Source organism: Tateyamaria sp. LSS28 (genome assembly GCF_059611725.1).
In genome coordinates, this window is the sequence record NZ_JCAPFI010000002.1 from 127,225 (window position 1) to 151,052 (window position 23,828).

Annotated in this window: 22 protein-coding genes and 1 pseudogene; 9 read left to right on the plus strand and 14 right to left on the minus strand. The window is 57.8% G+C overall.

The annotated features are described in order from the left end of the window. Positions 1 to 30 precede the first annotated feature (30 nt). A complete protein-coding gene (locus AC53L6_RS05300; RefSeq protein ID WP_496907065.1) occupies positions 31 to 390 on the minus strand; it encodes a flagellar biosynthesis protein FlgN in 360 nt (119 codons plus the stop codon). Continuing rightward, positions 377 to 661, minus strand: a complete 285-nt coding sequence (locus AC53L6_RS05305) for a rod-binding protein (RefSeq protein WP_299204148.1) — start codon at positions 659 to 661, stop codon at positions 377 to 379. The genes AC53L6_RS05300 and AC53L6_RS05305 overlap by 14 nt, the downstream gene beginning before the upstream one ends. 114 nt (positions 662 to 775) lie before the next feature. Here AC53L6_RS05305 and AC53L6_RS05310 point away from each other — a divergent pair, with 114 nt between their 5' ends. Then, positions 776 to 2,314, plus strand: a complete 1,539-nt coding sequence (locus AC53L6_RS05310; protein ID WP_496907066.1) for a flagellar hook-length control protein FliK — start codon at positions 776 to 778, stop codon at positions 2,312 to 2,314. Positions 2,315 to 2,316: 2 nt separating this feature from the next. After that, on the plus strand, positions 2,317 to 2,982 hold the full coding sequence (locus tag AC53L6_RS05315; protein ID WP_299601416.1) for a flagellar hook capping FlgD N-terminal domain-containing protein: 666 nt from the start codon (positions 2,317 to 2,319) through the stop codon (positions 2,980 to 2,982). On the opposite strand, the gene AC53L6_RS05320 is transcribed toward AC53L6_RS05315, so the two are convergent. From AC53L6_RS05320 to AC53L6_RS05340, 5 genes are read right to left on the minus strand one after another with little or no spacing between them, the layout of a single operon-like run. Further along, positions 2,979 to 4,298, minus strand: coding sequence for an NAD(P)/FAD-dependent oxidoreductase (locus tag AC53L6_RS05320; RefSeq protein ID WP_496907067.1), 1,320 nt, complete (start codon positions 4,296 to 4,298; stop codon positions 2,979 to 2,981). The two genes, AC53L6_RS05315 and AC53L6_RS05320, sit on opposite strands and share 4 nt — an antisense overlap. Then, positions 4,295 to 5,113 carry an ABC transporter permease gene (locus AC53L6_RS05325; protein WP_496907068.1) on the minus strand — a complete coding sequence of 273 codons (819 nt, stop codon included), beginning with the start codon at positions 5,111 to 5,113 and terminating at the stop codon, positions 4,295 to 4,297. The genes AC53L6_RS05320 and AC53L6_RS05325 overlap by 4 nt, the downstream gene beginning before the upstream one ends. Next, entirely contained in the window at positions 5,110 to 5,985 is an 876-nt protein-coding gene (locus tag AC53L6_RS05330; RefSeq protein ID WP_299204134.1) for an ABC transporter permease subunit, read from the minus strand. Before AC53L6_RS05330 ends, AC53L6_RS05325 begins: the two co-directional genes overlap by 4 nt. Beyond that, positions 5,982 to 7,106, minus strand: a complete 1,125-nt coding sequence (locus AC53L6_RS05335) for an ABC transporter ATP-binding protein (RefSeq protein ID WP_496907069.1) — start codon at positions 7,104 to 7,106, stop codon at positions 5,982 to 5,984. The genes AC53L6_RS05330 and AC53L6_RS05335 overlap by 4 nt, the downstream gene beginning before the upstream one ends. A 60-nt stretch (positions 7,107 to 7,166) precedes the next feature. After that, complete coding sequence (locus AC53L6_RS05340; protein WP_496907070.1) at positions 7,167 to 8,249, minus strand: polyamine ABC transporter substrate-binding protein; 1,083 nt, start codon at positions 8,247 to 8,249, stop codon at positions 7,167 to 7,169. 150 nt (positions 8,250 to 8,399) lie between these two features. Between AC53L6_RS05340 and AC53L6_RS05345 the strand changes: the two genes are divergently transcribed. Beyond that, positions 8,400 to 9,797, plus strand: a complete 1,398-nt coding sequence (locus AC53L6_RS05345) for an aspartate aminotransferase family protein (RefSeq protein ID WP_496907071.1) — start codon at positions 8,400 to 8,402, stop codon at positions 9,795 to 9,797. Here AC53L6_RS05345 and AC53L6_RS05350 read toward each other — a convergent pair. After that, a complete protein-coding gene (locus AC53L6_RS05350) occupies positions 9,794 to 10,945 on the minus strand; it encodes a M24 family metallopeptidase (RefSeq protein WP_496907072.1) in 1,152 nt (383 codons plus the stop codon). The two genes, AC53L6_RS05345 and AC53L6_RS05350, sit on opposite strands and share 4 nt — an antisense overlap. A 191-nt stretch (positions 10,946 to 11,136) precedes the next feature. Between AC53L6_RS05350 and AC53L6_RS05355 the strand changes: the two genes are divergently transcribed. The 5 genes and pseudogenes from AC53L6_RS05355 to AC53L6_RS05375 all read left to right on the plus strand — a co-directional run. Next, a complete protein-coding gene (locus tag AC53L6_RS05355) occupies positions 11,137 to 12,237 on the plus strand; it encodes an ABC transporter ATP-binding protein (RefSeq protein ID WP_299774284.1) in 1,101 nt (366 codons plus the stop codon). Positions 12,238 to 12,318: 81 nt separating this feature from the next. Next, positions 12,319 to 13,428, plus strand: a complete 1,110-nt coding sequence (locus AC53L6_RS05360) for an extracellular solute-binding protein (protein WP_299204116.1) — start codon at positions 12,319 to 12,321, stop codon at positions 13,426 to 13,428. A 91-nt stretch (positions 13,429 to 13,519) separates the two neighbouring features. After that, entirely contained in the window at positions 13,520 to 13,807 is a 288-nt protein-coding gene (locus AC53L6_RS05365; protein WP_299601437.1) for a DUF1330 domain-containing protein, read from the plus strand. 3 nt (positions 13,808 to 13,810) lie between these two features. After that, positions 13,811 to 15,448 (plus strand): ABC transporter permease, encoded by a 1,638-nt coding sequence (locus tag AC53L6_RS05370; protein WP_496907073.1) that lies wholly within the window; start codon positions 13,811 to 13,813, stop codon positions 15,446 to 15,448. Between the two features lie 12 nt (positions 15,449 to 15,460). Further along, positions 15,461 to 16,339: pseudogene (locus AC53L6_RS05375) on the plus strand (ABC transporter permease); the annotation flags it as partial. 92 nt (positions 16,340 to 16,431) lie between these two features. Here AC53L6_RS05375 and AC53L6_RS05380 read toward each other — a convergent pair. Together AC53L6_RS05380 and AC53L6_RS05385 are read right to left on the minus strand one after the other, a co-directional pair. Beyond that, positions 16,432 to 17,787, minus strand: a complete 1,356-nt coding sequence (locus AC53L6_RS05380) for a lytic murein transglycosylase (RefSeq protein ID WP_496907074.1) — start codon at positions 17,785 to 17,787, stop codon at positions 16,432 to 16,434. Positions 17,788 to 17,855: 68 nt separating this feature from the next. Next, a complete protein-coding gene (locus tag AC53L6_RS05385; protein WP_299204102.1) occupies positions 17,856 to 18,575 on the minus strand; it encodes a helix-turn-helix transcriptional regulator in 720 nt (239 codons plus the stop codon). Between the two features lie 84 nt (positions 18,576 to 18,659). Here AC53L6_RS05385 and AC53L6_RS05390 point away from each other — a divergent pair, with 84 nt between their 5' ends. Beyond that, positions 18,660 to 19,352 carry a glutathione S-transferase family protein gene (locus AC53L6_RS05390; RefSeq protein ID WP_299774277.1) on the plus strand — a complete coding sequence of 231 codons (693 nt, stop codon included), beginning with the start codon at positions 18,660 to 18,662 and terminating at the stop codon, positions 19,350 to 19,352. On the opposite strand, the gene rnr is transcribed toward AC53L6_RS05390, so the two are convergent. The 4 genes from rnr to dapE are packed head-to-tail and all read right to left on the minus strand — an operon-like array spanning position 19,349 to position 23,766. Next, positions 19,349 to 21,604: a ribonuclease R gene (rnr, locus tag AC53L6_RS05395; RefSeq protein WP_496907075.1), complete on the minus strand. Its 2,256-nt coding sequence runs from the start codon at positions 21,602 to 21,604 to the stop codon at positions 19,349 to 19,351. The two genes, AC53L6_RS05390 and rnr, sit on opposite strands and share 4 nt — an antisense overlap. Before the next feature lie 31 nt (positions 21,605 to 21,635). Continuing rightward, positions 21,636 to 22,205, minus strand: a complete 570-nt coding sequence (locus AC53L6_RS05400; protein WP_496907076.1) for a TIGR04282 family arsenosugar biosynthesis glycosyltransferase — start codon at positions 22,203 to 22,205, stop codon at positions 21,636 to 21,638. Beyond that, positions 22,202 to 22,624, minus strand: coding sequence for a GNAT family N-acetyltransferase (locus tag AC53L6_RS05405; protein ID WP_299204090.1), 423 nt, complete (start codon positions 22,622 to 22,624; stop codon positions 22,202 to 22,204). The genes AC53L6_RS05400 and AC53L6_RS05405 overlap by 4 nt, the downstream gene beginning before the upstream one ends. Then, complete coding sequence (gene dapE, locus AC53L6_RS05410) at positions 22,621 to 23,766, minus strand: succinyl-diaminopimelate desuccinylase (protein ID WP_496907077.1); 1,146 nt, start codon at positions 23,764 to 23,766, stop codon at positions 22,621 to 22,623. The genes AC53L6_RS05405 and dapE overlap by 4 nt, the downstream gene beginning before the upstream one ends. Between the last annotated feature and the right edge of the window lie 62 nt (positions 23,767 to 23,828).

Below are 23,828 nucleotides of genomic sequence, written 5' to 3' on the forward strand. Positions count from 1 at the left end.
CCGAAAAGGGCGGATTTGAACTAATCCTGCTCAAGCTCGTTTTTCCAATGCGCCGCAGGACTTTAGATTGACAGACGTGCGCTGACCCCGCGCGTCATATGTGTCAAGCGACTCACGGACACGTCTGACCGCAGACAACCGTCGTGCTACAGATCGCACCCCATCTGCAGCCGATTCCAAAAGGTTCTGGTTCCGCTCGAGCTTGATCCGCAACGCAGCCGATACTTTGGCATTGGCTGCATCCCAACCTCCAAGCTGTTCAAGCAAACGCGATTTTTGATCAAACAATCGGCCAACGTCATCAATGTTCCCGTTCAGAACAGCGGTTCTCTCGGCATCAAGCAGGTCCTCGAGTTCGTCTATTGCGATTTGAAACTCATCCCGTCTCATGGCTGCGCTCCTTAAGCGATTCAAACAGTGCCTCAGCCAGCCCTATGCCACCTGCTTCGACCATTTTTTCAGCTTGGGCTTGCACGAGGAATGATGAAAACTGATCTTCGCCCGCGCCGCCTCCGAACGCGTCACGGCTTTCTCCAAGCCCTGCCGACTTCAACATTTCCGCAAGGAATGCTGCCTCAAGTTTTGCGGCAGCCGCACGCAAGGATGTGTCGTGGTGATCAGCAGATGACGGCAAACCAGTGTGTATAGAGGTTGTGATCATTGGCGTTCCTTAGAATTGGATGAATTTTCCCAACCCTTGCTGATCAGCGGTAAAGAACCAGTAACTATGGCTGGTCCAATGTGTGCGAAACGTGGAAGAATCCCGGAGAAATGCGTGCAACTCATCCAGACCATCAGTACGAGCCCAAAGACTGATCCGGCAGCGCCGACCCAACCAACGTTAGAACATATGGCAGGCACCTCTTTCGCGCTCGCGATGGGAGAAGACGCAAACGAGACCACCGAGCCGACGATCCCCGACATGATCGCTCAGGCTGCTGATGAAGCCGCGCTGCAAGCTGAGAAACCTGATTTGGATGCGCTGCATTCCTCCGACTTTTCGAGCGAGGGCGATGGGCCACCAGTCAACCAGGACACCGAGGCGCAAGACACGCACAAGACATCCACCACGCTTCATGGCGAGCCAGGGCAAACACTTCATGTCGGTACAACACACGGTAATTCTGCACAACACACTCGGAATACGTCAGGGGAAGAACCCCGTGCGCGTTCTAACCAACCCAAAAAGGCTTCACCTATATCGGCAATGATTCAGGGGTTGTCACAACCCAACCTGGCATCTGATGCGGCGGCCGTGGACAATCCCAAGGACGCTGAAAGCGAGGCGCACAATAAATCGGGTCGGACCAAATCCGTTGTTCCGGCGACCGTAGCTGGGATGATCGGAACAGAACAACAAACAAAGCAAAACGCGATATCTCCGGAATCGACGCCGACAAATACGAGCATGTCGATTAATAGAATCTATGGGCTTGAGCCTTTGAAATCGCACAAAAAAAGTCTTCACACTGAGTTGTCGCGTGTCCCAAAATTTGACGGTGCGTCCGACAGAATCAAGTCAGCAGAGAAAGTGAACTTCACCGCACAGGCTGTCGCAAGCAGTCAAACTGGCGCCTCGTCACTTGTAGCGGCAACGCGATCGACACAAATGCAGGCGCCGCACGGGCTTCCAGAAAAATCCAATGAACCGATCATCGCGACTGTAAGATTCTCAGACCAGCATACCGCAACTTCACATACATCAGGAACCGGCGCATATGGCAGCCCATTGGTTCCTCAGAGCGTCGCAACGGGAACTCAACGGACACAAGCCGTCAACACGATCGTTCAAAACCTGTCGGAGCAGTCTGCGATCGGGATCGAACCCACGGACAAAGCTGATGAGCTGTCTTGGGAAACGCGCCCAATGAACGCGCCGAACACTGCTAAGGCCACACCGCCAGCCCTACGCGCAGAGTTGCCTCAGCATCTCTCTAATACCATCGCGGAAGCATTCAAAAGGGCGCCTGATAAACCCATTGAAATTGCGCTCAACCCGGCGGAACTCGGTCGTGTTCGAATGATAATGTCAACGAGCGAAACCGGTATCACAGTGACCGTTGCAGCCGATCGTGGCGAAACGCTGGATCTGATGCGGCGCAATATCGACGATCTGGGCAAATCTCTGAACGATCTGGGTTTCGAGGATGTATCCTTTGCTTTTGATCAAGGGCAACAGAGTGCCGAACAGCAAGAACAGACAGGCAGCGATGACTCAGCTACGACTGACGAACCTCTTGCTGCACACCAAACGACAACTCCACTCGCACGTGTTTCGAACGCGGTGACAACTGGCATCGATATGAGGCTTTAAAAATGGATATCACACAAACACCTGCTCCCACACAGGCCACCAACAGTGCAATCGGCAACGCTGCGACCTCCAGTGTACTAAGCTCGGATTTTGAAGTGTTTCTCAAAATGCTTACCGCGCAAGCTGAGTACCAGGATCCGCTTGAACCCATCGATTCGTCCGAATACGCGGCACAGCTGGCGCAATTCTCAATGGTCGAACAGCAGGTCATGACGAATGATCTAATGCAAGAAATGCTTGCTGCACTGGGTGCCAATGACATGTCTGGCGCAGCCAATTGGATCGGAATGGAAGCGTTGGTACAAGGGCCGGTCAAATTTGAAGGATCGTCGATCACCATTGCTCCCAACCCGCCTGTCGCTGCGGATGCTGTGACACTGTTAGTAACAAACGAACAGGGCACCGAGGTGACCCGCCTCAGCCTACCGGTCAGCGCCGAACCATATATCTGGGATGGCCTGGACTCGGATGGAACGGCTCTTCCACATGGCGAGTACTCCTTCCAGGTCGAAAGCGTCGCAAATGGAGAGGTTCTGTTGACAGAACCAGCACTGGCTTACAATCGCGTGACCGAGGCGCGCATCGAAAATGGATCAACCCTGTTGGTGCTTGAAAGTGGATACATGGTACATGCCAATAATGTGACGGGGCTGCGAGAAGCGTCCTAGGGCAACGCGTCGCTTATTCTGAACCCGGTATAGACACTCGGCATGATGAGACGACGAAAGCGACCAAAGGGGAAGCGCGTGGCGGCAGTAGACATGACATCCGGGTAGTGATCTGGACGTTTGCCGCTTGCTAGAGCCGCCAGAACATGGCCAGCATACGTGCCCATTGCTACGCCGTTGCCGTGATATGCAAACCCGGCCAGCACGCCTGACACTCCAGGTACTGCCCCTACAAACGGCACGCGATCTCGCGTCAAGCAGACAAGTCCCGACCACGCATGCGTGATGTCAACATCAGACCACGCCGGGAACATGGAATGAAAGTGACGCATCACGGAAGAACGCGCTGCTGTTTCTGCCTTGTGGCCCGAGAGCAACCCACCGCGCATTCCGAATAGAAACCGCCGATCCGGCATCAAACGGAAGTAGTGGAGTAGGCGCCGCGTATCATACGCCATCTGATCGCTCGACCATCCCTGTCGCTGCAGGTCTTCATCGGTCAACGGGCGCGTTACGACAACAGTTGATTGAGCGGGCATGTAGCGTGCGGCCATCCAAGCTGGGACGTCTTCGCTCGAATAGCCATTGGTTGCGACGACTATCTGTTCAGCACAGATGGCACCGTTCGGAGTTTTGATTGCTCCGGACGTGATGCTCAGAGCCGGGCTGTTATCGTGGATCGCGACACCCAACTCGAGACACGCATCTATCAACCCATCAAGCAACTTCCGTGGGTTCAAGCCAAACCCAATCGGGATTGTAAGCGCACCGTGAAAGGGGCCAGACAAACCAGCTGAGGCCAAATCTGAAGGAGGCAGAATGTCGGCTTCGACCCCATAGTTTTCGTAAGCGGCACGTGCTTCCCCTTCGAAATTTTCAAAGGCGCGGGGCCTGTGGGCAAGACATGTTTCGCCGTGCGAATGCCGATCCACATCTATCGACAGATCGTCAATCAGCTGTTCAACCAGCTCAACAGCAACCCGCTCTGTGGTCCGCCACGCCCGCCTCGCTGAATAACCATATCGCTGATCCAATGTCGCATCCGAACGCATGCTGCCACCCAGGCAGCAAAATCCACCGTTGCGCCCTGACGCGCCCCAGCCGGCCGCGATTGCATCCAGAACAACAACCCGCGCACCACGCCGTGCAAGATGCAACGCTGCAGAAAGACCGGTGAAGCCAGCCCCGACAATGGCGACGTCATATTTGGCATCACCCAACAACGCGGGTCGCGCCGTTGCTTCGGTCGTTTCATCCCACCAGCATCCATCCCTTGGTCCAGATGCATAGGCATATTGCGAAAAAACGCGCCTCATGTAGCGCGAGCAGCCGCCTGTTCGTCCCGTTTTACCCGCACTGCCGCTTGTTTTGATGCCAGCGATGCTGCGATTACGCCGACCGTGACCAATCCAATAAGAATGGTGCTAAGGGCGTTGATTTCAGGACTGACACCAAGCCGGACAGATGACCATATCTTCATCGGGAGGGTCGTGGCTGAAGGTCCTGATGTGAAGGAAGCGATGACCAGATCGTCAAGGCTGAGCGTGAAGGCCAGAAGCCAGCCAGAAATGACGGCAGGCGCGATGATCGGCAATGTCACGAGGCGAAAGGCATCCCAAGGTGACGCCCCAAGATCAAGCGCTGCTTCCTCAAGCGATCTGTCAAAACTCACCAAGCGCGAAGACACCACGACTGATACAAAGCACATCGAAAACGTTGTATGCGCCAGAACGATGGTCAAAACGCCCCGATCCAATCCAATCCCGATAAACAGCAGAAGAAGCGACAGACCGGTGATCACCTCGGGCATCACCAACGGCGCATATATCATGCCAGAAAACAGGGTACGCCCCCAAAATCGTCCGCCGCGCACAAGAACATACGCTGCCATCGTGCCCAGAACTGTGGCAATGGTCGACGAGATGACCGCAACGCGGAGCGTTACCCACGCCGCGTCCAGAAAAGCGTCGTTCGACAACAGCTCACCGTACCATTTGGTCGAAAACCCCGCCCAAACCGTGACCAGCTTTGACGCGTTGAAACTGTAGATCACGAGGATCAGCATCGGCACGTACAGAAACACAAACCCAAGCGTCAGCGACACGACATTGAAGGACGAAAGCCGGTTCATCCCTCGGCCTCCACCTGTTTCTGTTCGTTCCGCTGAAACAGAACGATGGGTATGATCAGGATCAGCAGGAGGATCACAGCAACCGCAGAAGCCACCGGCCAATCACGGTTTGAGAAGAACTCTTCGAACAGCACCTTCCCGATCATCAACGTGCCCGAACCACCCAAAAGCGATGGGATCACGAATTCGCCCAGCGCCGGAATAAAGACCAGGAAACACCCTGCAATGATCCCGTTGCGCGAAAGTGGAATCGTCACCAGCCAGAACGCCTTGATCCGCGAACATCCCAAATCCTCAGCCGCCTCGATCAGCGATCCGTCCAGACGGTCGAGCGCGGAATATATCGGCAGGATCATGAAAGGCAGATACGTATAAACGATCCCGATATAGACCGCAGTGTTGGTGTTCAGGATCGTCAGTGGCGCATCAATGATCCCAATCCACAACAGGAATTGGTTCAAAAAACCTTCGCCCGACAAGATACCGACCCATGCATAGACGCGAATCAGAAACGACGTCCAAAACGGAAGGATCACCAGCATCAGTAGGGTTGGGCGCCACTGTTCTGGTGCGCGGGCCATGGCATAGGCCATGGGATAGCCCACCAGCAGCGTCAAAAGCATCGAAATCAGCGCAATCTGAAGCGAGCTGACATAGGCTTTCCAATATAAATCATCTTCGGTCAGGAAGATGAAATTCTCGAAATCCAGTTGCGACAGCATATTCCAGATGCCGTCTTTGGCGGTGGGCGTGTACGGTGGAATGGCCAGCGCAATATCCGACAATGATATTTTGAAGACCACCGCGAACGGGATCAGGAACAGCGCAAAAAGCCACGCATAGGGAACCGCTATGAGAACCGCACGCCTCATTTCGCCAAAAGCACCCCGGCGGTCTTGGTCCAACTCACCCAGACCGGGTCTTCCCACGTGAAATCTCTGCGCGAGATGCGGCGCGTGTTGGCCACCTGCGCCTTGATGATGTCACCCGTGGGCAACTCCACGTGATACGTGGACAGGTTCCCAAGATAGGCGATGTCCAGAACCTTGCCCTGCACAGCATTGTCGGCCTCAGGTTTGTCCCTGTGGATCGCTACCTTCTCGGGCCGGATTGCCAGATGGCATGCCTGACCATCAGAAAACGGGCGGGTGCTTGCGGCGACCACCGGTGTCTGTTGTGTGGCCCAGTTGACCTCGTAGGTTTCGTTTTCAATCGGCTTGGCTTGACCGCGGAGGATGTTCACATCCCCGATGAAATCCGCGACATAGACACTGTTCGGCGCTTCATAGATGCGCTCAGGCGTTGCGACCTGCATTACGCGCCCCTCGTCCATGACGGCCACGCGGCTGGCGACGGTCATCGCCTCTTCCTGATCGTGGGTGACAATAACGAAAGTCGTGCCCGTCTTTTCCTGAATGTCCATCAACTCGAACTGCGTCGCCTCGCGCAGTTTGGCATCAAGCGCACCAAGCGGTTCATCCAGCAAAAGCAGTTTGGGCGCCTTCGCCAGTGACCGGGCGAGCGCCACACGCTGGCGTTGCCCACCTGAAATCTGATGCGGTTTACGACGCGCAAACTTTTCAAGCCGCGTCAACTTCAACATCTCTTCGACTCGTGCCGCAATAGCCGCCTTGTCATTGCTTTCGCGCCGTAGGCCGAACGCGATGTTGTCCCACACAGAAAGATGCGGAAACAGTGCATAGGACTGGAACATCATGTTCACGGCCCGTTTGTTAGCTGGCACACCGGCAATGTCCTGTCCCACCAGTTCAATGGACCCGTCCGTCGGGTTTTCGAACCCCGCCAGCATCCGCATCATTGTCGTCTTGCCGCAGCCCGATGGGCCCAGCAGGGCAAAGAATTCACGTTCAAAGATGTCGAGGGTCAGATCATCGATGGCAATAAAATCACCAAAGCGTTTCGTGACATTGCGAAACCGGATCAACGGCTTCTCATTCGGGTCGTCCCAGGGGGCGAAAACAGTCTCTGCCAAGGGGAATTCCGTTCAAAAGGAAATGGGCGCGAGGAGGTGCCTCGCGCCCGGAAGTCGGCCTTAAGTGCCAGACTTGATCTTGGTCCACATACGCGTGACTGTCCGCTGCACGCGGGCCGGATACGGTGTGGTGGTGTAAAGGTTCTCGAGCGTCGCCTCGTCCGGGTAGATTGCCGGATCACCAATCACGTCCTCAACCAAAAACTCTTGCGAGGCTGCGTTGCCGTTGGCGTAGTACACATAGTTCGAAGCTTGCGCCATGTTCTGCGCGTCCAGAATGAAGTTCAGGAACGCATGCGCACCCTCGGGATTCGGCGCGTCGGCAGGGATTGCCATCTGGTCAAACCACATCAGGGCACCCTCGCTCGGCGCATTGTAGGCTACCTCAACCCCGTTCTCAGCTTCGGCAGCGCGATCACGTGCCTGCAGGATGTCACCGGACCAACCGAAGGCGACGCAGATGTCACCATTCGCCAGCGCGTTGATGTATTCCGAGTTGTGGAATTTCTGGACGTAAGGACGCACACCCATCAGGATTGGCTCGGCCTTGGCCAGAACATCCGGATCGTGGCTGTCGGGGTCTTCACCGATGTATTGCAGAGCCGCTGGAACCATCTCGGTCGGTGCATCCAGGAAATGCACGCCGCAAGCCTGCAGCTTTTCCATGTTCTCGGGCTTAAAGACCAAATCAAGCGATCCCAGCGGCGCATCTTCACCCAGGATTTCCTGAACCTTGCCAACATTCACACCGATGCCGGTGGTGCCCCACATGTAGTTGATGGAATAAGCGTTGTCTGGATCATACTGCATAGTCCGCGCTTCGACCACATCCCACAGGTTTTCGGCATTGGGCAGCTTGGAAGCATCCAGTTTCTGGAATGCCCCTGCACTAATCTGGCGCTGCAAGAAGGTGCCCGACGGCACGACGATGTCATAGCCAGAAGAGCCGGCCAGCATCTTCGTTTCCAAAACCTCGTTGCTGTCGAAGACATCATAAACCAGATCAAGCCCGGTCTCTTCTTCGAATTTCGTCAGCAGGTCTTCGTCGATGTAGTCAGACCAGTTGTAAACGCGCACTTCGTCTGCAAGCGCAGCGCCCGTCAGGGCAAAAGCTGCGACAGAACTCAGCAGTGTAGTTTTCATGGTGTACTCCCCGTATCACGCCCGGTGAGCCCGGGTCAGCGGTTATGAAATCAACTTTTGCTTCATGCGTCCAGCAAGATTGCAGATGGCGGATTGACGGCAGGCGCGCTGCCCATATTCTCGGCACGTTGTTCAACACCCGAGGTTTCCATGCCCGCCATCACAAACCACCTGCCCACGTCCGAGCTTCAGGCACTGGACGCAGCGCACCACATGCACCCTTTCACCGCAGGGGGCGAGTTGGCTGAAAAAGGCGCGCGGGTCATCACGCGGGCCAATGGCGTGTTCCTGCACGACAGCGAAGGGAACGAAATTCTTGATGGGATGGCTGGCCTTTGGTGTGTGAACATCGGCTATGGCCGTACGGAACTTGCAGATGTCGCCGCCCGCCAGATGCGCGAACTGCCCTATTACAACACCTTCTTCCAAACGACCCACGTGCCCGCCATTGCGCTGGCCCAGAAGATTGCCGAACTTGCTCCAGGCGATTTGAACCACGTCTTCTTTGCAGGATCTGGGTCCGAGGCAAACGATACCAACCTGCGCATGGTCCGCACCTATTGGGCCATAAAGGGCAAATCTGACAAGCAGATCGTGATCAGCCGCAAGAATGCCTATCACGGCTCGTCCGTCGGATCGGGATCGCTGGGTGGCATGACGGCGATGCACGAACAGGGCGGCCTGCCCATCCCCGGCATCGTTCACATCAACCAGCCCAACTGGTGGTCCGAAGGCGGCGATATGAGCCCTGAGGATTTTGGTCTGTCGCGGGCACAAGAATTGGAAGCGGCAATTCTTGAACATGGCGAAGACAAGGTTGCCGCTTTTATCGCTGAACCCATCCAGGGTGCGGGCGGTGTCATCATTCCGCCCAGCACGTACTGGCCTGAAATACAGCGTATCTGCGACAAATACGAAATCCTGTTGATTGCAGACGAAGTGATCTGCGGTTTTGGTCGGACCGGTAACTGGTTCGGCTCACAAACCTTGGGGATTAAGCCGCATATCATGACGATCGCCAAGGGGCTTAGCTCGGGCTACCAACCCATCGGCGGGTCGGTGGTCTGTGACGAAGTGGCAGAAGTGATCGGGTCGGGCGAGTTCAATCACGGCTACACCTATTCCGGTCATCCGGTTGCCGCAGCGGTCGCCCTTGAAAACCTGCGTATCCTCGAGGAAGAAAATGTGCTCGACCATGTGCGCAATGTCGCAATGCCTGCGCTGCAGCAGATGTGGCATGGGCTGGCCGACCATCCGCTGGTTGGGGAAACCACGGTCACCGGCATGATGGGATCACTCGCGCTCACACCGGACAAGGATAGCCGCGCAAAGTTCGCAATGGATGCTGGCACTGCTGGGTTCATGTGTCGCGAACGGTGCTTTGCAAACAATCTGGTGATGCGCCATGTCTATGACCGAATGGTAATTTCACCACCCCTGATCATCTCACCGGATGAGATTGCAGAGATGGGTCGCCGGGCACGAACCGCGTTGGACGAGTGCTATGCGCAACTCGTAGACGGCGACATGCTAAAGCCCACCACCTAGTTCTTTACAATCATGCCCCTTGGCCGATCGCAGAAACATTCTGCGGGTCCACTTTCCGTGATCCGAATGCTTTCTGTGATGGCCAGGCCCCAGCCGTCCATCCACAGGCCTGGCATGAAGTGAAAGGTCATGTTCGGCTCAAGCACCGTGTCGTCCTCTGCCCGGAATGAAATGGTGCGTTCGCCCCAATCGGGCGGATAGCTCAATCCAATGGGATACCCGCAGCGCGCCGTGCGTTCGATCCCAACCTTCTTCAGCGCTCCATTCAAAGCCGCCGCTACGTCCCGCGCCTGATTGCCTGCACGGGCGGCATCAATTCCTGCCTCCAGCCCCTCAATCACTGCGGCTTCGGCGCGCTTCATCTCGTCCGGTGGGTGCCCAAGGAACACCGATCGACACAATGGCACATGATATCGACGGTAACACCCTGCAATCTCGAGTGTTGTCGCCTCTCCTGACCGAAACGGATCGCCATTCCATGTGAGATGTGGCGCGGCTGCATCTGCCCCCGATGGCACAAGCGGCACAATCGCTGGATAGTCCCCCCAGTCTCCGTCGACGCCCCGGATGGCATCCCGATATGCTTCCGCTACCACCTCATTCTTTGGGATGCCCGGAACGATACGTTGTGCCATACCGTCAACTACTGCTTCAGAAATGCGTGCCGCCTTGCGCATGAAAGCAATCTCGGCATCCGATTTTACAGCACGACACCAGTTCACGAGCGACGTGGCATCAACCAACTCAAGCCCTGCGGTTTCAAGCACCGCATATGCTCTGGCAGAGAAATAGTAGTTGTCCATCTCGACTCCAACACGACCAGAGAGACGGCTAGCAAGGTCTTCCATTGGGTGCCGGGTTGAGGTTTGAATGTAATGTTCGTCATATCCGACCGCGCCACCGTCGCCCATCCAAGTCGTACGCATCGCGCCCGCCACGTCCTGCAAACGACCCCACCAGATCGGATCGGCATCATGGGTCACGATCACACCCTGATGCACATAAAATGACCACCCATTATAACCCGTCAACCATCCCATGTTCGACGGGTCCGTGATCAACAGACAATCCAGATTGGCCTTTGCCATGGCTGTCCGGACCTGCATCAACCGCGCGTGATACTCCCCAATGTCAAATGCATATTCCATGATTCCCAGCCATTCCCTGTTTTGATGTCACAGGAACAATGCCCAAAAACGCACAACAGTGCAGTGATTCCGACCGGATTGCGCTACCAATCGTTGTTTTGCGTCATAGTTGGTTGCATTGCGCCATCCACCTCGGTTTAGTTTGCGTCAAAGCGGCGACACAAGATCGCCAAAAGAACGGGGAGCCAGATTTGGCCAACACTGCGACCGACCACGCGTTCGTCGAATTCGAGCGTGTGCAGAAGAGTTATGATGGCGAAATCCTCGTCGTCAAAGATCTCAACCTCTCAATGCCCAAGGGCGAGTTCCTGACGATGCTTGGGCCGTCAGGGTCGGGCAAGACGACCTGTCTGATGATGCTGGCCGGATTCGAGACAGCCACGCATGGCGAAATTAAGTTGGGCGGCAAACCGATCAACAACATCCCGCCGCACAAGCGTGGGATCGGTATGGTGTTCCAGAATTATGCGCTCTTCCCGCACATGACGGTGGCCGAAAATCTCAGCTTTCCGCTTGAGGTGCGCAAGATTGGCAAATCCGAGCGCGAAGAAAAGATAATGCGCGCGCTTGGCATGGTGCAGATGCAGGACTTTGCAGGCCGGCGCCCCGCGCAACTGTCCGGTGGTCAGCAGCAGAGGATCGCTTTGTCCCGTGCGCTGGTGTTCGAACCCGAGCTGGTGCTGATGGACGAACCGCTCGGTGCGCTCGACAAGCAACTACGCGAAACCCTGCAGTTCGAAATCACGCGGTTGGCGCACAATCTGGGAATCACCACCGTTTACGTGACCCACGACCAAACCGAAGCGTTGACCATGTCCGACCGCGTTGCCGTCTTCGACGACGGGCGCATTCAACAACTGGCCCCGCCAGATCAACTTTATGAAGAACCCGAAAACAGCTTCGTCGCGCAGTTCATCGGCGAAAACAACACGCTCATGGGCACCGTCAGCAAGATCGCAGGCGACCAGTGCGAAGTGACGCTGGACGATGGCGAGATCATTGACGCCAAGCCCGTCAATGTCACCCAAGTGGGCCAACGCACCCGCGTCTCCATTCGCCCTGAACGCGTCGAAATGAACAAGGAACGGCTCAGCCCTGACGCGCATACGCTGAAGGCCGAAGTGCTGGAATTCATCTACATGGGTGACATCTTCCGCACGCGCTTGCGCGTCGCAGGGAACGACGATTTTGTCATCAAGACACGCAACGCCCCCGATCAGGTGCGCCTGACACCGGGTACTCAGATCGACATCGGTTGGTTGCCACAGGATTGCCGGGCGCTTGACGCCTGAGCAAAGAGAAGAAGGCCAGGGCGACGCCCGTGGTCCGGCCTTCGCACAATTCAAACGGGCGTTAACAATGGGAGTAAGTTCATGAAACTCACCAAGACCCTACTTGCCACAACTGCTTTGACGCTGGCGTCGGGCACGGCATTCGCCGACGGCCACATGGCCAGCGACATGACTCTTGTCAGCTGGGGCGGTGCATACCAGTCCAGCCAGCAAAACGCATATGTCGCGCCGTATCTGGAAATGAACGAAGGCGTCAGCGCCGTGTGGGACGAAAGCTCGGCCGAAGCCGTGGCGAAACTGCGCGCCATGAACGAAGCGGGCAGCGTCACATGGGACGTCGTTGACGTCGTGGCCGCAGACGCGATCCGCCTATGCGACGAAGGCCTGGCACTGGAAATCGATCCAGACGAAGATCTGGCAGCCGCCCCCGATGGCACATCGGCTGCGGACGACTTCGGTGACTTGTTGGTCAGCGACTGCTTCATCCCGCAGATCGTCTATTCGACCACGTTCGGCTATCGTACCGACCTGGTCGGCGATACAGCGCCCACAAGCGTTTGCGCCGTCTTCGACACTGAAGCCTACCCTGGCAAGCGGTCGCTGGAAAAGCGCCCGATCAACAACATGGAATGGGCACTGCTCTGCGACGGTGTGGCCAAGGATAACGTCTATGACGTGCTGGCGACCGAAGAAGGTCAGCAGCAGGCGCTCGACAAGCTGGCAACCATCAAGGACGACGTGATCTGGTGGTCCGCCGGTGCCGACACGCCCCAACTGCTGGCTGACGGCGAAGTGGTGATGGGTTCGACCTATAACGGTCGCCTGTTTGCCGCCATCGAAGAGCAGAAGCAGCCCATCGGCATGCTCTGGGACGCGCAGGTATTCGACCTTGATGGTTGGATCATCCCAACGGGCCTAAGCCCCGAGCGCGAAGCACGTGCACGTGACTTCATCAAGTTCGCAACCGACACGCAGCGTCTGGCGGATCAGGCCAAGTACATCTCGTACGGCCCTGCACGTGCGTCCTCGGCACCGCTGGTTGGTCAACACGCGGAACTGGGCATCGACATGGCACCACACATGCCGACCGATCCCAACAACGCGCAGAACACGTTCCTCTACAACTACGAGTTCTGGGCGGACTACCGCGACGACATCGACGCCAAATTCCAAGCTTGGCTGGCACAATAAGCCAAGGTTTGGCGGACGACACGTCCGCCTTACTGCACACCAATCGTAAGGCGGGGGTGTCCCCCGCCTTGCCCCACCAAAGGGGACGACCATGCCCAAAGGCTACATCATCGGCCATATCACTGTGAACGACCCTGAGGCGTACAAGGAATACGTCGAAAAGGACACGCCGATCCTGCTGTCACACGGAGCGGTCCCATTGGTGCGTGGCGGTGAAGCACAGTCGATGGAAGGTCCGGAGTTTTCCCGCCACGTCGTCTTTGAGTTCCCCACCTATGAGGCGGCATTGGCCGCCTACAACGACCCCGAATACCAAGAGGTCATGAAGATCCGCCACCGCACTGCGACATCAATGATTGTCGTTGCGAAAGGAGCCTGACCCATGGCCGAAATGATGCTTGCCGCCGACGGCACCCCGCTGAAACGCAGCCTCGCACGCGCCTTGCGCCGTCAGAAACTGCGGGCATTGGGGCTGATTGCGCCACTCCTGATCTTTGTCTTGATCACATTCATCGTGCCGATCGCGTCCATGCTGTTCCGCTCGGTCGAAAACCAGATCGTCGAAAACACACTTCCCATGGCGGTCGAAGCACTAGCGGACTGGGATCCGAATGCTGGCACGCCGCCCGACGAGGCGGTCTACGAAGCACTGTATTTCGACATGTTCCTCGCAGCCGAGGCCAAGCGCCACACACGGCTCGGAACGCGTCTCAACTATGAACAGACCGGGGTCTCGTCCCTGTTCCGCCAATCCGGGCGCGCGCTCGATGACATTGGCAAGGAAACGCAAAAACCGCTCGAAGAGCTCAACAACGCTTGGAAAGACGGCGAAACATGGCACGGCATCTTCAATGCCACAGACAACGACGACACCGCTCTGCTTGACCTGCAGCGCAAGCGTGTCGCGGCCCTCACGGGCTCACCAGCCAGTGATGAGGTCAACTTTGCACCGGACGCGACCCTGTCCAACCTGCTGCCCAGGACAACACGGGCCTACACGGCGTGGGCTGTTTATACAGCCACGCAGCAAGGCCGTGACCCGGCGACCCGCGACCCATGGGAAGCCGTTGCAACCGCCCTTGCGCTGGATCTCAGAACCGCTGACCTTTCGGCATATTCAGGTCCGGGCGCTGACTTGCTGGCCGAGGCCCAGACCGCTGACCTGCCCGTTCCGGCGATGGCGACTGCCTTTGCAGACATGGATGAAGACTGGGCTGGAGCAACGGTCTGGAAGACAATTCAAACGCATTCCAGCACCTACACATCAGGTTATTTCCTCAACGCCGTCGACGCGCAGAAAACGCCTGATGGGGTCGCCTGGCAACCCGACGACAAACAGATCCTGCTGAAACTCTTCGGTCGTACAATCTGGATGTCACTGCTGATCACCTTCTCCTGCATCGCGCTGGGCTATCCCATCGCGTGGCTGCTCGCCAACCTGCCAATGCGACAGGCGAACCTGCTCCTGATCCTCGTTCTTTTGCCATTCTGGACCTCGCTCCTCGTGCGGACATCAGCCTGGAAAGTCATGCTGCAACAGCAAGGTGTGATCAACGATGTGCTGGTCTGGATCGGCCTTGTCGGTGACGGCGACCGCCTGATCATGATCAACAACCAGTTCGGCACCATCGTTGCCATGACGCACATCCTGCTGCCGTTCATGATCCTGCCGATGTATTCGGTGATGCAAACCATCCCGCCCAGCTACCTGCGGGCCGCCAAATCACTGGGCGCCACCAATTGGACCGCGTTTTGGCGCGTCTACTTCCCGCAGTCAGTGCCGGGCATCGGCGCAGGCAGCATCCTCGTCTTCATCCTGTCTATCGGCTACTACATCACGCCCGAAATCGTGGGTGGGACCAAGGGTGTCTTCATCTCGAACCGGATCGCCTACCACATCTCGTCATCGCTGAACTGGGGCCTTGCCGCCGCGCTTGGAACCATCCTGCTGGCCGCCGTGCTGGTGCTCTATTGGGCCTACGACAAGATCGTGGGCATCGACAACGTCAAGCTGGGATAACAGACCATGGGCCTTCCTCCATACGCCACGCTGGGTCAGCGCATCTGGTACTACAGCTTCCGGGTCATCTGTGGGCTGATCTTCTTCTTCCTCGTCGCGCCCATCGTGGTAGTCATGCCCCTGTCGTTCAATGCACAGGACTTCTTTACCTTCACGCCCGAAATGCTCCGGCTTGATCCCGAAGGGTACTCGCTCAAACACTACCGCGACTTCTTCACCAACCCACAATGGCAGTTGGCCCTCAAGAACTCGCTGATCATCGCACCGCTGGCAACGATCATCTCGGTCAGCCTCGGAACGCTTGCCGCAATCGGCCTCAGCCAAAGCCACGTGCCGTTCAAAGGGACGATCATGGCCATCCTGATTTCGCCCATGATCGTGCCCCTGATCATCTCGGCCACAGGCATGTTCTTCTTCTATGCCCAGCTCGGCAACTGGCTCGAGGGCACGCTTGGCTTGGACAAAGGGTTCGTCGGCTATGTCAAAGTCGTGCTAGCCCACGCCGTGCTTGGCATCCCATTCGTGATCATCACGGTCACCGCAACGCTGGTCGGCTTTGACCACTCCCTGACACGCGCAGCAGCCAACATGGGTGCAGGACCGGTCACAACCTTCTTCCGCGTACAGATGCCGCTGATCCTGCCCGGCGTCATATCGGGCGGCCTCTTTGCCTTCATCACCTCGTTCGATGAAGTCGTCGTGGTTCTGTTTGTGGGATCAGCCAGCCAGAAAACTCTGCCTTGGCAAATGTTCATCGGCCTACGCGAACAGATCAGCCCAACAATCCTTGCAGTGGCGACGATCCTGGTCGTGATCTCCATCGCGCTGCTGACAACGGTTGAGCTCCTTCGCCGCCGCAGCGAACGGTTGCGCGGGCTATCACCCGGCTAAGCCTTCTTCTGACTAAAAGTACCACGGGGGAGCCCGAAGGGCGGGGGCAGCGCCCCCACCAAACAATGGCGTCGCTGCAGGCGCCCTTCGGATCACCGCAAGCGTTTCAGCAAGTTCAGTGACGCATATCCATCCGCAACCAATCCCTGTGACTGCTGAAACGTGCGCACCGCCTCCAAGGTCTTTGGCCCAATCCGGCCATCAACGCCCTGCGTACTGAAGCCCGCAGCTGTCAAACGACGCTGCATTTCCTTGCGCTCCGAAAAGGTCAAAGCACGATCCTCCAGAGGCCATTCCGCCTGGAACTTTTGCCCGCCGCCAATCCGATCGCTCAGATGCCCCACGCCAATGACATAAGCATCTGCCGCGTTGTACCGCTCGATCACCTCGAAATTCTTGAAGATCATGAAGGCGGCACCCTGACTGCCTGCGGGCAACAGGATCGACGCAGAACCGTAGTCCGGAACCGGCTTACCATCGACACCGAAAACCCCAAGATTGGCCCATTGGGACGGCATGCGGGCCACCTTTCGGCTGGCTGTCGCATAGTCGAAGCTACTTGGCAGCTCCACCTCAACGCCCCAAGGCTGGCCCTTAATCCAGCCAAACCCGGCCAAGTAGGCTGCGGTCGACGCGAGCGCATCCGTGGGATTATCAGACCAGATATCACGCTTACCATCGCCTGTGAAATCCACGGCATGGTCAAGGTAAGACGTCGGCATAAACTGCGTGTGCCCCATCGCACCGGCCCAGGATCCGGTCATGTTACGGGGGCTGGTATCACCGCTTTGCAGGATCTTCAGGGCGGCAATCAACTGCCCCTCAAAGAATTCTCCCCGCCGTCCGTCATGGGCAAGTGTCGCAAGGCTTTGCACAACATCATTCGACCCGCGAATACTGCCGTAGCTGCTCTCAAGCCCCCAAACGGCGACAACCACCTCCTTGGCAACACCGTAACGCGCCTCGATGGCCTCCAACGCATCCTGATGCTCACGCAATGCCTGTTTGCCGTTGCGCACGCGCCGGTCGGACACGGCGCTGTCCAGATACTCCCAGATCGTCTTGGTAAACTCTGATTGGTTTCGATCCAGGCGGATTACGTCCGGATCATAACTCACCCCGTCAAAGGCCCGGTCAAAGGTCGCACCACTGATCCCTTGGGCCAGTGCACGCGACTTGAAATCCCTGATCCATCGCTGAAAATCCGCATTGGATTCTGATGCTTCCACGGGCGGTGGGGATGGTGCTTGCAGCGCGGCCGGGCGCAGCTGTGGACGCACAACCGTTAGGGTTGCCACATCAAGTGGTGACAGCGTTTGTGTCCGGGTAACCGTATCTACAACGGGCCGCTGTTCCGGCCTGATCGAAGACGGAATAGCCTGTGCCATTGCTGTGCCAGCAATGAAAATCGCGCTGCCTGCCGCGCTAAGGGTGACTGCCCACCGCATGTTTTGCCTCATAATCGCTTGTGCCGCGTTTTCGCTAATGTAGCGAAAATCGGCTGTCCGGCAAAGGCTCAGTCGAAATGGGCGCGGTCCTTCGCCACTTCGTGAACTTCTGCCCTGATACGCGCCAGGTGATCACGCAATAGCGAAACACGGTGCGGGCGAAAGCTTTTGTCCGTCACACACAGCTCATCCATACGGTCCAAACGGAAGACCCGAAAATCCTCCCGCAGGTGGCACCACGCCAGCAACACGTTTGTGTTTTCCATGTAAACGATGCCCAGCGGTTTGACTGTCCGCTCGGTCTGATCGCCTTTGGCATCCTGATAGGCAAAGTGCACGCTCACCTCGTCCCATGCTGCCTGTCGAAGTGTGCCAACATCAATGCGTGGCGGATCAGGCCGCCAATACCGCCGTGCATCAAGCACGGCATGTTTCAACCGGTGCGCTTGTTTCGGTGGCACGCGGGCCTGAATCTTTGCCAGCGCGGACGTCGCCGCCTTCGCAAGGGCGGGATCCGCAATCACCGCAACATCGCGCAACCCCAGAACCAACGCTTCCAACTCGTCATTCTCGAAACCAAGGGGGGGCAATGAGGCATCTTCGATCAGCGTAAAGCCAAACCCCGCCTCACCATCGATAACGGCGCCAAGGCCACGCAACTCGTCGATATCGCGATAAATCGTCCTCAGCGACACGTCCATTTCATGGGCAAGCGATTGCGCCGTGATAGGGGGCGTCAGTCGCCGCAAGGTCTGCATCAACTGAAAAAGGCGGTGTGTTCTGGTCATGCTTCATTCATATCACATGTGCTGCCAATTTCTGACAGTACGTCTCGATATCTCAAGCTCAGAATTCATTTTGAGGAGAGAAAGATGCTGACCCTTGTGACTTACCCTCCCGCCTTTGGCCAACCCAGCGGCAGCCCGTTCTGCGTCAAGGCGCTGTACCTTCTGAACCTGTCCGGGCTGCAGTGGCAGCGCAAAGACACTGCTGATCCGCGCAGTTGGCCCAAGGGCAAGCTGCCCGCCCTTTGGGTCGATGATGAGATCATCGGCGACAGCGACAATATCCGCGCCTGGCTGGAAGAGCACGGCGCACACTTTGACCAGGGGCTGAGCGATCTGGACCGCGCCACGTCACGCGCCTTCATCCGCATGGCCGAAGAGCACATGTACTTCCACGTTGTCATGGATCGTTGGGGGGACAAGGCCGTTTGGCCGTTGGTTAGAGACACATATTTTGCTGCAATCCCTACTTTCCTGCGCAAATTCATCACGCGTGGCATCCGCCGCATGCTCTTGCGCGGCATGGATGCACAAGGTCTTGGCCGCTTGACCGCAGGCGAACGGCTTGAGCGGATCGAACCGGATCTGTTGGCCATCACCGATCGCCTGTGGCATGGCCCGTTCCTGTTCGGACCGAAACCCAGTGCGGCAGACGCCAGTGTCGCCGCCATGCTCGGCGCCATGGCCTCCACTCCCGGGGGGACGGCACTCTCACGCCGGGTGAAGCAAGACGTGATGTTGGTCGACTACATGAAACGGGTCGAGGCGGCGCTGGGTTAGCGCCGCTTGCGGCTCACCTTGCGCTTGGCTTTGTCCGACCGGCGCTTGGCATTGGCAGGTTTGCGGCGCGGACTGCGACCTGCCGGGCTGCGCCGACCGCGTGGCAGGTCCTGTCCGTCCAGAGTGAGAAGCTCCAAAGCGATGCCGCCTGTCACAGGCACCGCTTCGGCCAGGCGCACGGTCGCGCGCTGCCCTAAACCGATGATCATGCCGGTGTCGGACCCCATCAGCGTGTTCGCCTCGCGGTCGAAATGGAAATACTCCGCACCAATGGACCGCATCGGTACAAGACCGTCCGCCCCGCTGTCATCCAGCTTCACGAAGATACCGAACTTGGCAATTCCGGCCACACGCCCTTCAAGCTCGTCCCCCACACGCTCACTCAGATACGCGGCAAGGTAACGATCCGTCGTGTCCCGCTCCGCCACCATCGACCGGCGTTCCGTGTCCGAGATGTGGGTGCCCGTCTTTTCCAGATTCTCGATGTCTTCCGGCGTCAGCCCATCCTTGCCCCAGCCATGCGCCGCAATCAGCGCCCGGTGCACGATCAGGTCGGCGTAGCGCCGGATGGGCGACGTGAAATGCGCGTAGCTGCGCAGCGCCAGGCCGAAATGCCCAAAGTTCTGTGGGCTGTAATAGGCTTGCGTCATCGACCGCAGGGTCGAGATATTGATCAGCTCTGCATCTTCGGTGTCCGCCGCCTGCGCCAGCAGCCGGTTCAGATGCGCCGTCTTCAGCACCTGTCCCTTGGCGAGGGTCAGCCCTGCCGCTTGCGCCGTTTCGCGCAAACTGTCCAACTTGTCCGGTGAAGGTTCTTCGTGATTTCGGAACAAGAGCGGCGTTTTCTTTGCAATCAACGTCTCAGCCGCGGCAACATTCGCCAGCACCATGAATTCTTCGATCAGACGGTGAGCATCCAGCCGGTCCTTGAATGCGACCGACCGCACCGTGCCATCCTCGTCCAGAACGATCTGTCGTTCCGGCAGGTCCAACTCAAGCGGCTGACGGCGTTTGCGAGCCTCGACCAAAGCCACATAAGCGGCATAGAGAGGCCGCAAAACAGGCTCTAACAAGGGCTTTGTGTGGTCATTCGGGTGCCCGTCGATGGCCGCCTGCACCTCCTCATAATGCAGCGACGCGGGTGAACGCATCAGGCCACGGTGAAAGCTGTGCCCGATCTTTTCACCATGCGCATCGATCTGCATACGCACCGCGATACAGGCGCGCGGCACACCCTCGTGCAGCGAACACAGATCGCCCGAAAGCCGATCTGGCAGCATCGGCACAACCCGATCCGGGAAATAGGTCGAGTTGCCACGCTTCTTCGCTTCGCGGTCCAACGCAGAACCGGGCGTCACATAGGCTGCGACATCCGCAATCGCCACCCAGATGACATGCCCACCTTCATTCTTGGGGTCGTCATCGGCGTGGGCATAGCAGGCGTCGTCATGGTCACGGGCATCGGACGGGTCGATGGTGATCAGCGGCATGTCCCGCAGATCTTCGCGCCCCTTCAAGCCTTTGGGCTTTTGCGCATCGGCTTCGGCGATCACCGGATCGGGAAAGGCATCAGGAATACCGTGTTCGTGAATCGCGATCAGCGACACCGCCTTGGGCGCTGACGGATCGCCCAACCGTTCCACAATGCGTGCACGGGGCAGGCCAATCCGGTTTTTCGGCCCAGCCTGTTCGGCTTCGACCAACTCGCCATCCTTGGCACCGTGGGTCGCCCCCGCAGGCACTGACCATTCCTTGTCGCTGCCCTTGTCAACGGGCATGATACGTCCGCCCTCGGCTCCGGCCCGAAACACGCCCAATATGCGGCGCGGGTTGGTGCCAATGCGGCGGATCAGACGCGCCTCGTAATTATGATCGCTGTCCTTGACCAATGTCAGACGGGCAAGAATGCGATCCCCGGGTCCGAGTGCCGGATCAGACGCGCGCGGCAGGACCAGGATCTTGGGTTCAACCCCTTCACCCTGCCACTCCATCGGGCGGGCAAACAGATCACCGTCATCGTCCGGTTCCTCCACTTGCAGCACACTTACAGGCGGCAGGCGGTCTGGGTCCTGATACGTCTTCTTGCGCTTTTCCAGATGCCCTTCGGCCTCCAGCTCTTTCAGCAGGCGTTTGAGGTCGATACGTGCAGCACCTTTGATCCCGAACGCCTTGGCGATGTCACGCTTTGCAGTCAGGGTCGGATTGGCGGAAATCCAGTCCAGTATCTCGGATTTTGTGGGAATACGGCTCATGGGTTCGAGGTAGCACGCGCATACAGGGGCGTCATCGCAAATCGTCGACCCTGTCGACATCCGCCAGTGTGTCGACCAGCACAACACGGGGCATACCCAGCGCTGCACGGCTGTCATCAAGCGCATGTTCTGTTGACCAGCGTACCCCGTTCAAAGCCGATTTCCCCAATTTAGAGCCTGTTTTGACCCCGATCAGCCAATACCCACCATCCGGCGCAGGCCCAAAGACTGCATCGTGGTTGCCCAGCGCCGCGAATGCCTTTGCAATACGCTTTCTGGTAATATCAGGGATGTCAGCCCCAATCACGCAGACCCGACCGCCTGCTTGTCGTATCATCCGGATCATCCGATCGCCAAGGTTGCCCCTACCTTGCGGCCACCGCTCAAACCGTCCCGGCCAGACACGGCTGCCCATCCCCTCGTAATCAGGCGCAACAGCAAGCACCACGCGCCAGCGGGGGTCTTCAATCCGGCGCAAAAGCGCACGCACCTGATGACGAAACCACCACGCGGCCGACACCATCCCGATGTCCCCGCCCAGACGTGTTTTGACGCGGCCCGGTCTCGGCACTTTTAGCATGACGACCAGCGTGGACCTCAAAGTGGCCTCTCCATGTCGCGGTGCGGGATGCCGGCATCGTCATAGATCGGGCCAAACGCGGAAAAACCCAACCGTTCATAGAATGCCAACGCGTGGGTCTGTGCGCCAAGCTTGGCCTTCGAAACACCGCCCTGTCGCCGGGCAACATCAAGACACGCCTGGATGATCGCCGCACCAAGGCCCGTGCCACGCGCTTCTTTCAACACGCATACACGTCCAATCTTGGCGACGGAGCCCTGCACCAGAATGCGTGCGCACCCCATCGGCTTGCCCTCAACATGAGCCAATACATGCAATGCATGTTCATCCAGACCATCCACCTCCTCCGCCTCGCTCACACCTTGTTCTTCGATGAACACGGAGCGCCGCAACGCGTGACATGTGGTCAGATCGTCGGTCTGTTCGATCTGCCAAGTCACTTGAAATAGTCCTGCAAGATGCGGGCATAGATCGATTTCAACTGACGAATATGTGCCACCTCCACATGTTCATCAACCTTGTGCATGGACTGACCAACCAGCCCGAACTCGACAACCGGGCAATGGTTTTTCACGAACCGCGCGTCCGAGGTGCCTCCGGATGTGCTGAGAACTGGTTTCACCCCGGTCTCAGCTTCGACTGCCGCGGCCACAAGGTCAGACAGGTGCCCCGGCGGGGTCAGGAAGCTTTCGCCAGACACTTTGACCGTCACGTCGATCTCAACGCCATAGGCGCTCGCCACTTCGTCCGCCTGCGCCTTCAACCACGCGGTCAGGCTGTCACCGGAATGAATATCGTTGAAGCGGATGTTCACCGCCGCGCGGGCTTGCGCGGGAATTACGTTGGTGGCCGGGTTGCCGGTATCCACCGTGACCACGGCAAGGGTGGAAGGGTCGAAGTGATCCGTACCCTGGTCCAGCTCGTGACTGGCCAACCGGTCCATAAGACGCATCAGCGGGGGCAGAGGATTATTGGCGCGATGCGGATACGCAGAGTGACCCTGCACACCCGTGACGGTGAACCAAGCGGTCATTGATCCACGCCGACCGATTTTCATCATTTCGCCCATCGTGTCGGGGCAGGTCGGCTCACCCACAAGGCAGACGCTCATCGCTTCGCCCTCTTCCTCCATATGCGCCAATAGGGCGGTCGTCCCATCGACGGCGTCTCCCTCCTCATCCCCTGTGATCGCCAAGATGACAGCACCATCCGGCGGTGTGCTCGTGACGAAATCGATGGCGGCGGCGGCGAAGGCAGCGACGCCCGACTTCATGTCCGTCGTGCCGCGACCGTACATGACGCCATCACGTTCTTTGGCACCAAAGGGCGGCATGGTCCAATCCTCGGCATTGCCGATCGGCACCACATCCGTGTGCCCGTTGAAACCAAAGGTCCGCGCATGGCCCTTGGCACCGAAACGGGCAAAGAGGTTGCGAATGCCGCCACGATCAGCCCATGCACATTCAAAACCAGCCGACGACAACAGGTCGTGCAGGATATCCAAAGCCCCCGCATCCATCGGTGTCACCGACGGGCAGCGCACAAGTTCAGCGGTCAGAGCAGCAGGATCAACAGGTTGCATGAATAAGCCCCTTTGCAAGCATGTGGCGAAAAGGACGCGTTGCGAACACCTTACGCCGCCAA

Bases quoted from the DNA above. Each gene is read 5' to 3' on its own strand.
- AC53L6_RS05345 (WP_496907071.1), top strand. From the start codon at position 8,400: ATGCCCGCCATCACAAACCACCTGCCCACGTCCGAGCTTCAGGCACTG.
- AC53L6_RS05305 (WP_299204148.1), bottom strand. From the start codon at position 661: ATGATCACAACCTCTATACACACTGGTTTGCCGTCATCTGCTGATCAC.
- AC53L6_RS05365 (WP_299601437.1), top strand. From the start codon at position 13,520: ATGCCCAAAGGCTACATCATCGGCCATATCACTGTGAACGACCCTGAG.
- AC53L6_RS05330 (WP_299204134.1), bottom strand. From the start codon at position 5,985: ATGAGGCGTGCGGTTCTCATAGCGGTTCCCTATGCGTGGCTTTTTGCG.
- AC53L6_RS05390 (WP_299774277.1), top strand. From the start codon at position 18,660: ATGCTGACCCTTGTGACTTACCCTCCCGCCTTTGGCCAACCCAGCGGC.
- dapE (WP_496907077.1), bottom strand. From the start codon at position 23,766: ATGCAACCTGTTGATCCTGCTGCTCTGACCGCTGAACTTGTGCGCTGC.
- AC53L6_RS05320 (WP_496907067.1), bottom strand. From the start codon at position 4,298: ATGAGGCGCGTTTTTTCGCAATATGCCTATGCATCTGGACCAAGGGAT.
- AC53L6_RS05370 (WP_496907073.1), top strand. From the start codon at position 13,811: ATGGCCGAAATGATGCTTGCCGCCGACGGCACCCCGCTGAAACGCAGC.
- AC53L6_RS05300 (WP_496907065.1), bottom strand. From the start codon at position 390: ATGAGACGGGATGAGTTTCAAATCGCAATAGACGAACTCGAGGACCTG.
- rnr (WP_496907075.1), bottom strand. From the start codon at position 21,604: ATGAGCCGTATTCCCACAAAATCCGAGATACTGGACTGGATTTCCGCC.
- AC53L6_RS05315 (WP_299601416.1), top strand. From the start codon at position 2,317: ATGGATATCACACAAACACCTGCTCCCACACAGGCCACCAACAGTGCA.
- AC53L6_RS05325 (WP_496907068.1), bottom strand. From the start codon at position 5,113: ATGAACCGGCTTTCGTCCTTCAATGTCGTGTCGCTGACGCTTGGGTTT.
- AC53L6_RS05385 (WP_299204102.1), bottom strand. From the start codon at position 18,575: ATGACCAGAACACACCGCCTTTTTCAGTTGATGCAGACCTTGCGGCGA.
- AC53L6_RS05380 (WP_496907074.1), bottom strand. From the start codon at position 17,787: ATGCGGTGGGCAGTCACCCTTAGCGCGGCAGGCAGCGCGATTTTCATT.
- AC53L6_RS05350 (WP_496907072.1), bottom strand. From the start codon at position 10,945: ATGGAATATGCATTTGACATTGGGGAGTATCACGCGCGGTTGATGCAG.
- AC53L6_RS05360 (WP_299204116.1), top strand. From the start codon at position 12,319: ATGAAACTCACCAAGACCCTACTTGCCACAACTGCTTTGACGCTGGCG.
- AC53L6_RS05340 (WP_496907070.1), bottom strand. From the start codon at position 8,249: ATGAAAACTACACTGCTGAGTTCTGTCGCAGCTTTTGCCCTGACGGGC.